This is a genomic window from Rhizobium sp. 2YAF20 (assembly GCF_052114685.1).
Classification (GTDB): domain Bacteria; phylum Pseudomonadota; class Alphaproteobacteria; order Rhizobiales; family Rhizobiaceae; genus Rhizobium.
Window position 1 is genome coordinate 1 of the sequence record NZ_JBFRFF010000080.1, and the last position, 9,268, is coordinate 9,268.

A 9,268-nucleotide genomic window follows, 5' to 3' on the forward strand; every position below is an offset into this window, starting at 1 on the left:
ATTCATCAACACGCATTCTGCAGCGGAAATCGCCGAAAAGATGCCGAAGGATTTCTACGTCGGGGACAAGGAGGCTTATGTCAAAGCGCTTAACGACGGCAAGGCCATGTTCACAGCCGACGGCGTGATGCCGGAAGACGGCCCGAAGACGGTTCTTGCCGTGCTTTCGCAGGGCAACAAGAACATTGAAGGCAAGCCGATCGATCTGTCGAAGACCTTCACGTCGGAATTCGTCAAGAACGTAAAGTAATTGCATGGGAATACGGGCCTCCAGCACTTGGCCGGAGGCCCGCAACAGGTAGTGAGACTGGAAATATTGATCCAGGTCCTGTCAGCATTGCTCTCTTTTGGAGAAGCACGATTGCTATTTCGGATCGTGCCACACACGGTTCTGGAGCCAAGCAGCGCTCTTGAACCTGCTATCGAAGGCTACAAACCGGAGCGCGGCAGTGGCTGCGTGCCTTCCGCCATGACCGCTTGCAGTTCTGCTGGATCGAGGCCGAGCGCGCGCAATATTGTCGGCGCCACCTGTGTTGTTTGAACTTGCGCAGTGATTGCCTGACCCTTTATCGCCGGATTGCTTAGAAGAAGAAGAACACTTCGATCATTTTCGTTACTGCCGCCATGTTCAGCAATCTTGCTCCCAGACGTGTAAACGACGCCCGGATTTACCGTGACGATATAATCAGGCGTACGGCTGTCCTTGGAAGGGTCTTGATAGGCAATCGCCATCTGATTTGGCGTCATGATTTGCCCAACGCCAAGCGTTTTCACCGCCTTATCAAGATAGGCCGTAGCATCAGCAATGTTTTTTTCACGATCCTGCGGCTTTAGCCAGATCAGCGCGGCATCGTCGGCGATGTGGAAGCCATAGCCGGGCGTTTTAGAATAGGGATCATCGTCCAGCGCTTGAAATGTGGTCGGATCAATCGGCGATTGGCCGTGCTTCGACGCCAAGATGATCAATGTGCTTGCTTCAAGCTTGTTGTCCCGAAGCGCGGAAACCAGTTGACCAAGTGCAGTATCGACGTAGTCAAGTTGCAGCGCCAAACCATTGTTCGGTGCGGCCGATGCATCGGAGTACCCGCCGATAAGGCCAGCATCGTCAGCGGGACCGGATTTCGGTAGCTTCTGTCCAACACTCACAGCCTGAAAGTTCATGCCGAACAAGGTTGGAACCGCCTGCTTGGTTATGCCTGTGCTATCGAAGCCATGTATCTCATTGATCACAGCTTTGACGCGGGCGTCGTCAAAATCACGCTCGGCTTTAAAGCTGCCGGTTGTTTTCACTTTTGTGCCGGGGATAACAGAATCCTGCTCCAGCGCAAAAAGATCATCGAGACCCTTGCCCGACGGACCGGCAAGCCATTCATAAGCCGGATGCTTGTCAGACCAGGCGGTGCGGCCGCCATGCTTCTTTACGATTTCAAACACATTGTTCACCCGCACAAAATCATGCGGATAGATGGCTGTGCATTTGCCGTTTACCATCGCCAAAGGCAATTTCGCCGGGTCGATCTGCGTCATCGGTAGCCCTGGCTTGCCGCCGGCATCAAGCCGCGTAGAGTCCACGTCGATGTTCTCGGCAAACGCAACCTCGGCACCGGGGACGCCCTGACAGTTGGAACCCGGGGTGAAGTAAGTCCGGTCATAGCTGTCGTCATAGAAGACGCCGGTGACTGCCGGGGAGCCGCCGGTTACTTGGGCAACCAAGCCTGGAAATGAGTCGGATGGATTGGATGTTAGTGCATTGGGATAAAATAGACCGGTTTTGGCAAGATGAGCGAGAGTGCTTGTTGGGTGACCTGCGACGTAATTTGCTAGATCGATGGCATGCATGCCATCGATGCTGATGAGCAAAACATGCTCATAATTTGCAGGAGCAGCTTGAGCCTGAACCATGCCAAATGTTGGCATCATCGCAGTGGCGCCCAGCAGCATCGCGCGGAAAAATTTGCTCATCGGTTCTATCCTTCTCATCGTCAGTTCACACAAGAGCGCTAACACCGGCAAATGACAGCGATGTGAAACCTCTGTTACCTGGGGGCCTCCTCGTGAGCATCGTTGCTCCGGATGTGGTATCGGGTGCGCCGCCATCGCCCAACAGGTCGGCGCCGGCGCGCTGCGGTCTACCATCGCCGAAGTGGAAAGTTTCGAAGATCTGCCGTCCGCAATCGAGCGCAATCGCACCGGCCACGCTCCGGGCAAGATCGTCGCGGACTGATCACTGGAGATGATGATCAACGAGATGGGAGGGTCCCCGTGGACCACAACAGTGCTGGTTCCGAGGGCGCGCCCTAGTGACCGATCACGTTTCAGGGTGGCGAGAGTTTCGTGGTTGCCCGGAGGATCATCGATGTCGCTATCGAGCGGTTTCGCACGGATGGAATTGCGGGCTCGGGTCTTGCGACGATCATGAAGGATGCCGGTCTGACCAATGGCGCCTTCTATCCCCACTTTCCCTCGAAAGCCGATCTCGTCCGGGAAACCTTGTCTGATGCCCTGAGCAAGCAAGCAGTATGGCTGCGCGCGGTGTTGGACGAAGGGGGGCTCGCCGGCGTGATCGACTTCTACCTCTCGCCCGAACACCGGGACAATCCGGGACTGGGTTGCGCATCCGCAGCGCTGCTGCCGGAGCTTGCGCGGCAGCCGGAGGAGACGCGCGGCATGTATGCCAAACAGTCCCGCGTCCTCGTGCTCCTCCTCGCCGAAACGCTTCCGCTAGATGTCGAAGCGAGGGAGGATGTGGCATGCGCGATTTTTGCGACCCTGATCGGGACGCTCCAGCTGGCACGGGCGGTCGATAAAGAGGCGTCGGGCCGCATTCTGCAGGCTGGAAAGAACGCGCTACGCACCTTGGCGGGCCTTACGCACGCACCAGCATCTTGAGCCTGTAATCAATACCGGAGCGCGCGCTCCATGAGTGTTCGGATGACGTCACACTCGGCGTCATCGCCCTCGACCACACCTGAACCTGTGCAAACCGCACGGCGAAATCAAACCTTGCCAGGCAAGAAACATCAGACCGGAGATTTCCAGTGAAAGCCTATACCGTCGAGAAATACAAGAAGAAGGGCGCGCTGCGCCTTGCCGAACTGCCGGATCCGCAGGTTCACAACTCCGACGTCCTCGTTCGCATCCATGCCACAGCCGTCAACCTGCTCGATTCGAAGGTCCGGGACGGCGAGTTCAAGATCTTCCTGCCTTACCGTCCGCCCTTCGTGCTTGGCCACGACGTCGCCGGGACGGTCGTTAAGGTCGGCCCCGGCGTCAGCCGCTTCAACGTCGGCGACGAGATCTATGCCCGGCCGAGGGATCATCGCGTCGGCACGTTCGCGGAATTCATCGCCATCCACGAAGACGATGTCGCGCTCAAACCCCGCACGCTAACGATGGAAGATGCATCGTCCATCCCGCTGGTCGCGCTTACGGCGTGGCAGGCCCTCGTCGATGTCGCCAAGGTGAAGCGGGGCCAGAAGGTCTTCATTCAGGCGGGTTCAGGCGGCGTCGGGACGATCGCGATCCAACTTGCCAAGCATCTGGGTGCGACGGTCGCGACAACCACGAGTGCGAAGAACGCCGCCCTTGTTAAAAGCCTCGGCGCCGATGTGGTGATCGACTACACGAGCCAGGACTTCGAAAAAATTCTCTCAGGCTATGACGTGGTTCTGAACAGCCAGGATCCGAAGACCCTTTCGAAGTCACTAAACGTCCTGAAGCCGGGCGGCCACCTCGTCTCGATTTCGGGCCCGCCGGACCCGGCCTTTGCCAAGGATCTCGGGCTGAACGCTCTCCTGAAGCTCGTCGTCCGGCTGTTGAGCCGCAGCGTGCGCAAGAAGGCAAAGAGCCTCGACGTGCACTACTCGTTCCTGTTCATGCGCGCCAATGGCCGCCAACTGGATGAGATTGCCGGGTTGATCGATAGCGGCGCCATCCGTCCCGTCGTCGACAAGATATTCCCCTTCAACCAGACGCCCGAGGCTTTGGCCTATGTTGAGACGGGTCGTGCGAAGGGCAAGGTTGTGATCAAAGTGCAGTAGCGGCTTTCGTATCAAGCGCGCGCAGCGAGCACGCGGCGAGCAAAATTGCAAAGCCCGCTGCAGGATTTCACCGATGCGGACGAAAGGCTCCGAACGCCTTGAGAGGAACGAACCTAACCATCATGAAAAACGCACTCGTTACCCAGCATGTTGAATTCCGCTGCGAATTGACCGTCTGTCCGTTTGGCGCTGACCCTGCTGGGCGGAGACAGGCCCATGAAGTGCTTCATATTTTGTGGGTTATAGCGAAATGGAAAGCCGAGTGAGTTTCATATGGAATTCAACAGCGCATGTTCATCACGCCAACAACATCCGCCGGTGCGTGGGGTATCGGTGTTGCCGCACCCCATCCGCGAATTTCGCGGATGGCGATCGTCTTAACGCAGAACTCCTGATCGTCGAGTCGGAAGGCTAGAATTTCAAGCGTCGCGTCGCTGCTTTGAGTATTTTGACGAACCGCGTTCATCAAAACTCCTCCCAGCTTTCTTTCGCTGCAGCTGCCGCGCCGCCATAGGCCTTGGCGACCTCCGCGACCATTTTACGCGCTGGAGAAGCCACCGGCCGATGATTGCGGAGAGCCTGGACGGGAGCCGTCATCACCGACGCAGTCTGGCGAAGTGCCGTCGTCGACAATGAGGCGTTGCCGCTGCTCCCGAGATTGAACTGAGAGATCAGCTCCTTCAGACGACCGGCTTCCATTGCCAAGGTGGCCCCAGCAGCGTTGGTCTCCTCGACCATGGCCGCATTCTGCTGCGTCACCTGGTCCATCTGGTTAACGGCAGTGTTGACCTCGGCCAGACCGGTCGACTGTTCGCGGGCCGACGTGGCGATGGCGTCCATGTGCTGGTTGATCGTCACAACGTCCTGTTCGATGGCGTGGAGGACTTCTCCCGTATCCCGCACCAGCTTGACGCCGCTTTCGACCTCGGTCGTGGAATTGCGGATGAGATCCTTGATTTCCTTGGCCGCCTTTGCAGAGCGCTGCGCGAGTTCGCGCACTTCCTGCGCCACCACGGCAAAGCCCTTTCCGGCCTCCCCGGCGCGGGCGGCCTCAACGCCGGCATTGAGCGCCAGAAGGTTGGTCTGGAAGGCGATCTCGTCGATGACGCCAATGATGTTGGAGATCTGGTTCGACGACTGTTCAATGCGGCTCATGGCCTCGACGGCGTTGGCGACGACCTTTCCGGATCGGGCAGCACTTGTGTTCGCCTGAATGGCCACCGCACGGGCCTCCTCGGCGCGCTTGTGGGAACTCGACACGTTGGCGGTGATCTGATCGAGGGCGGCAGCCGTTTCCTCAAGCGAGGCCGCCTGCCTTTCGGTGCGCTGCGAAAGATCGTCGGCGCTCTGACTGATCTCACGCGAACCGCTGTCGATTGATGCCGTCGAGCGGGCGACATCGCGCAGGGTCTCACTAAGCTGGATGATTGCCCCATTCAGATCGTGGCGCAACGCTTCGAAGTCCGGCGAAAACGGTTCCGTCAGCTGGAACGACAGGTCTCCGGCCGCCAAACGCTTCAGGCCGCCCGCCAGGCCGGCGGTTGCCTCCCTCAGCCGCTGTTGCGCAGCAGCCTCGGCCTCGGCTGTCATTCTCAAACGATCGGCCTCCGCCTGAGCACGATTTGCCTCTGCCTCTTCCTCCAGCCGCTTGTTGGCAATGGCTGCCTGACGGAACACATCGACCGCGCCGGCCATCAGGCCAAGTTCGTCGCCTCGCCCCATCCCCGGGATTTGAATATTCGTCTCGCTCGCAGCCAAACGTGCCATGGCGGCGCGCAACGCACCCAGCGGTTTGGTAACGCCCAATATGATGGCGACAATGGCCAGCACGAACCCGACCACCAGGCCCACCGCCGAAGACGCGATGGTCAGGAATCGGGTATTGCTCGTTTTAGCCGACAAATCGTTTGAACCTTTGTCTGCGAATAATTGGATATCGGTAGCCAGACCGCTGATGGCTTTGGAAAGCACATGGAAGCCTGGATCGACTTGACGATGTTGCAAGTCGAGTGCTTCCTTGTTCTGGTTTTTCTTGGCGAGATCCATCACCGCCGATACGCTGCTGACGAATAGGTCAGCCTTCTTTTCGATGTCGTCGGTGCGCTCAGCAAAAGCCGGGGCCTGCTGACGAAGATCGGACAATATCTGCTTGAGTTCGGGAACCGTGCTGTCAAACGCGTCGCTCGACTGTTTTATTTGATCCGGGTCGGTTTCCGCGATGGCTCGAATGACGTTGTAGACCAGCTCATAGGCGAACGTGTTCGCCCGCCGAGCGTTCGCTACCGCACGCGCTTCATGATCGATAAACGCACTATAGGAATCGTCAATCGCCTTCATTTGCGCGGTCGCATACCAGATGCAACCGACAATCATCAGCGCCATGAATGCGATGACGGAAAGCAGCTTTGAAAGGATGCTCATTCGGTTCAGAAATGCCATTGCAATCGGGCTCCTAGATTTAGGAGGAGATTATTAATTATGTTTAGTAAACAGGCAGTTAAATAGTGGGTTCTGTAACCATTTTCAACGGAATGTGTTCCCATGTTGGAGATGCTGATGGGCACTGCAAACCTAGCGCTGCGAAGACAAGATTGGGGGATGATATTCGCCTCCTATCTCGAGAGGCCGCGTCTGGGCGCCGTGCAGAATACGCAGCGCCCGAATCCTGTCGGACATCACCGCGTAGGCTGCAATGTATGGTGTGCCCGGGACAATGAGTTCGCGTGTTCCGGCTATACGGCCAGGACGTCCGCTTTCATGAAAGTCGAGGAGGCGACGCGCAACGCGGCGCTCTTCTCGTCGACGTGAACAGCAGCCCTCGGATTCTCTGCTTCTATGTAGCTGAAGATGTTGCTGCGATCGTCTAGCGCGTATCGCGCCCAGACAAGCTTCATCGGTCATCGACCTTGCGCAGTGCCGCCGCCCGGCGTTCGCTGAGAAGCCTATCGGCGTCAGCATCCTCGACATCAGGCCGGGTGTCCTCGAGTGCCTGCAATACCTTGGCACGGAACCAGGCATCCTGGACGTCGCTGTTGCTGACCAATTCCAACGGCAGCGTGCCTTCATTCGCGGTCCGGGTTAGCAAGATGCGGACGGCATCCGAAGCCGGTCAGCCCCATATTCTCGAGAACTGCCGTGGCGCGCTCCTTGACCGCGGCGTCGATCCGAGTCTGGACCAATGCATTTGAAGCCATGTCCAATTCTCCCTTTAGGCGACGTCAATGTCATGCATCTTTACGACATCCGCCAGATCTATCCTCTAGGTTGCTACGTGCGCTGGGCGGGGCAAGATGAGAAGCTTGTCAAAGATGAGATAGACGGCGGCAATTTTGCCGTCCCGGACGATTATGAATTCGGTTCCGGCGTAAGCTGGCGGCTTGCAGGGCTGCCCTATTCATATCGGGTTCAGAAGACGCATGCACAAATGCATACGTCTTCTGAGACACCCCCTAACTTTCGGAGCCAATACATGAAAACCACCTTTGCTCTTGCTCTCGCCGGCATGCTGGCATTCTCCGGTTCGGCCTTTGCAGCGTCTTCGACCGCCGCAACCCCCAACACTACCGTCAAACCCGCTGCCGCGGCGACGACCACGACGGCGACGAAGCCGGCGGCTACTGCGACCACGACTGCAAAACCGGCTGCTGCCGACACGCAGAAGCAGACCATTTCCAAAAAATGTTCGGCGGACGCCGATGCCAAGGGTCTGCATGGCAAGGATCGCAAGAAGTTCCGCGAAGAGTGCAAGGCTGCTGCTGCGAAGAAGAGCTAATTTTCGCAGCCGACGCATAATCCCATCCACCGTGCAATCTTCCGGATCGATAAATGCTCTGAGAAACGCCAATCACTCATTGCCGAAAACGAACCGGAACCATTCAAACACGGTCTCAATAGAAGTATCCCACTCTCGCGTCCAATAACTGCCGTGATGGCGCGATCTAACTGAACCTTTTTGAACCGGGAGAAATCATATGGGCATTGGAAAGCTTATTGAAGAAGTTGCTGGCGCCGTCGCCGCGGAAGACGGGCTGAAGGCCGTCGATCCGAACGCTGGCCTCCTCGCCAAAACGGCAGCCGCCGTCGCGGGCTTCGAAGGCGTTGACAAGCTAACGGACCTGATCGAGGAAAAGAACAAGGCCCAGGCTGCCGACGACAGCGGCGACCAGAACGGCTAAATTGCGAGCGTCTACGTTGCTGTGAACATAGTGGGGCCGGAGAGCAGTTTCCGGCCCCTTATCTTCATAAGGTCCAGACCTCTCTAACGGATGTCCGGCCTCATCAAAATCAAACCTGATCGCGCGCTATCACCAGCCATTTTTTCGCGCGACAACCACGGTGGGGCCTCCCTTCGAGGCGAAGGTGATGTTGGTGGTGGCGATAACGGTCTCCATCACCTGTGTGGTCGAGGTGCTATGCGACTTCGACTGGCCCGCCGAGGCGCTGGCCGTCAGGCTAGTCCCACTTGTGCCGCCAAGGCCGACGCCGACCGAAACGCCGATGTTGGCGCCTGCCGATTGGCTGCTCGACGAGGCCGTGTTCCTCGCCTCGGCGTCGGCCATGCCAATGGTATTGGCCGAGATCAGGGCGTTGCCGTTCATCGGGCCGGCGGTATCGGCATCCTCGGCGGTAGCCTGAGATCTGCAGGCTGCGGCTGGTAAGATCGCCATAGGTCGAGATGATTGTCAAACTGAAGGCAATTGTCGCGAGCCGCATTTTCTCCTTCACCAGTGCCGTTGCCCCCAAGTTTCATCCAAGTTTGAGTTTGCTCCGGCGGTTTTTGGTTACTGTATTTGTGACGGTGGCGGCGGGTTGCAGTGCGGAGCCATTTCGGCTGCGCAGTACCACATCAGACCGAGGATCGCCTGCGAGCGCCGGGCCATCTTGCCTTGGCGATCGTCAGCGGCGTCGACGGCCAGTATAAAAGGAGAATTTTCAAATAGTCACCTCTTCTCCCTCCCCCAAGCAGAGGAACATATGGACAAAAAAAGAGACCGGTGGGGGAGAGCCGGCCTCTGTAGAAGTGTAGTCGATCCGGAGCGAATTATTGTGCATCCATGTGCTGTTGCGGACGCCATTTGGCGAGCCGGTTCTCGATCATCGTCATGATGAACTCGGCAACAAGCGTCACCAACATGACGAGGAGGATCGCGGCAAACATGCCGGCCGCGTCGAAGGTACCCTTGGCGATCGAGATCAGCTGCCCGATGCCGAAACGCGCGCCGACGAAC

General features: G+C 57.8%; 8 protein-coding genes and 5 pseudogenes. 6 read left to right on the plus strand and 7 right to left on the minus strand.

Annotation, left to right across the window (positions count from 1 at the left end; translation table 11 throughout):
- Nucleotides 1-250 (plus strand): annotated as a pseudogene (locus AB4Z52_RS35240) (ABC transporter substrate-binding protein); the annotation flags it as partial.
- Between the two features lie 179 nt (nucleotides 251-429).
- Here the strand turns inward: AB4Z52_RS35240 and AB4Z52_RS35245 are convergent.
- Nucleotides 430-1,962, minus strand: a complete 1,533-nt coding sequence (locus AB4Z52_RS35245) for an alkaline phosphatase family protein (RefSeq protein ID WP_442222465.1) — start codon at nucleotides 1,960-1,962, stop codon at nucleotides 430-432.
- A 133-nt stretch (nucleotides 1,963-2,095) separates the two neighbouring features.
- Here AB4Z52_RS35245 and AB4Z52_RS35250 point away from each other — a divergent pair, with 133 nt between their 5' ends.
- The 3 genes from AB4Z52_RS35250 (at nucleotide 2,096) to AB4Z52_RS35260 (ending at nucleotide 4,040) form a co-directional block, all read left to right on the plus strand.
- A complete protein-coding gene (locus AB4Z52_RS35250; protein WP_442222472.1) occupies nucleotides 2,096-2,224 on the plus strand; it encodes a zinc-binding dehydrogenase in 129 nt (42 codons plus the stop codon).
- A 110-nt stretch (nucleotides 2,225-2,334) separates the two neighbouring features.
- The gene (locus AB4Z52_RS35255) at nucleotides 2,335-2,889 is read left to right on the plus strand and encodes a TetR/AcrR family transcriptional regulator (RefSeq protein WP_442222466.1); all 555 of its coding nucleotides are present in this window, start codon (nucleotides 2,335-2,337) and stop codon (nucleotides 2,887-2,889) included.
- Between the two features lie 149 nt (nucleotides 2,890-3,038).
- Nucleotides 3,039-4,040, plus strand: coding sequence for an NADP-dependent oxidoreductase (locus AB4Z52_RS35260; protein ID WP_442222467.1), 1,002 nt, complete (start codon nucleotides 3,039-3,041; stop codon nucleotides 4,038-4,040).
- 286 nt (nucleotides 4,041-4,326) lie between these two features.
- Here the strand turns inward: AB4Z52_RS35260 and AB4Z52_RS35265 are convergent.
- The 4 genes and pseudogenes from AB4Z52_RS35265 to AB4Z52_RS35280 form a co-directional block, all read right to left on the minus strand.
- A pseudogene (locus AB4Z52_RS35265) lies at nucleotides 4,327-4,506 on the minus strand (chemotaxis protein CheW); the annotation flags it as partial.
- Nucleotides 4,506-6,479, minus strand: a complete 1,974-nt coding sequence (locus AB4Z52_RS35270; RefSeq protein WP_442222468.1) for a methyl-accepting chemotaxis protein — start codon at nucleotides 6,477-6,479, stop codon at nucleotides 4,506-4,508. The gene AB4Z52_RS35270 and the pseudogene AB4Z52_RS35265, both read right to left, overlap by 1 nt.
- A 132-nt stretch (nucleotides 6,480-6,611) precedes the next feature.
- A pseudogene (locus AB4Z52_RS35275) lies at nucleotides 6,612-6,934 on the minus strand (type II toxin-antitoxin system RelE/ParE family toxin).
- Nucleotides 6,931-7,234: pseudogene (locus AB4Z52_RS35280) on the minus strand (type II toxin-antitoxin system RelB/DinJ family antitoxin). The pseudogenes AB4Z52_RS35275 and AB4Z52_RS35280 overlap by 4 nt, the downstream one beginning before the upstream one ends.
- 275 nt (nucleotides 7,235-7,509) lie before the next feature.
- Between AB4Z52_RS35280 and AB4Z52_RS35285 the strand changes: the two are divergent.
- Together AB4Z52_RS35285 and AB4Z52_RS35290 are read left to right on the plus strand one after the other, a co-directional pair.
- A complete protein-coding gene (locus AB4Z52_RS35285; protein WP_442222469.1) occupies nucleotides 7,510-7,812 on the plus strand; it encodes a PsiF family protein in 303 nt (100 codons plus the stop codon).
- A 199-nt stretch (nucleotides 7,813-8,011) separates the two neighbouring features.
- A complete protein-coding gene (locus AB4Z52_RS35290; RefSeq protein ID WP_442222470.1) occupies nucleotides 8,012-8,215 on the plus strand; it encodes a hypothetical protein in 204 nt (67 codons plus the stop codon).
- Nucleotides 8,216-8,344: 129 nt separating this feature from the next.
- Here AB4Z52_RS35290 and AB4Z52_RS35295 read toward each other — a convergent pair whose 3' ends face one another.
- Nucleotides 8,345-8,707 (minus strand): hemagglutinin repeat-containing protein, encoded by a 363-nt coding sequence (locus AB4Z52_RS35295; protein WP_442222471.1) that lies wholly within the window; start codon nucleotides 8,705-8,707, stop codon nucleotides 8,345-8,347.
- A gap of 374 nt (nucleotides 8,708-9,081) precedes the next feature.
- Nucleotides 9,082-9,268: pseudogene (locus AB4Z52_RS35300) on the minus strand (ABC transporter permease); the annotation flags it as partial.

Coding starts and splice junctions, on each gene's coding strand:
- AB4Z52_RS35245 (WP_442222465.1), bottom strand. CDS start 1,962: ATGAGCAAATTTTTCCGCGCGATGCTGCTGGGCGCCACTGCGATGATG.
- AB4Z52_RS35270 (WP_442222468.1), bottom strand. CDS start 6,479: ATGGCATTTCTGAACCGAATGAGCATCCTTTCAAAGCTGCTTTCCGTC.
- AB4Z52_RS35285 (WP_442222469.1), top strand. CDS start 7,510: ATGAAAACCACCTTTGCTCTTGCTCTCGCCGGCATGCTGGCATTCTCC.
- AB4Z52_RS35290 (WP_442222470.1), top strand. CDS start 8,012: ATGGGCATTGGAAAGCTTATTGAAGAAGTTGCTGGCGCCGTCGCCGCG.
- AB4Z52_RS35295 (WP_442222471.1), bottom strand. CDS start 8,707: ATGGCGATCTTACCAGCCGCAGCCTGCAGATCTCAGGCTACCGCCGAG.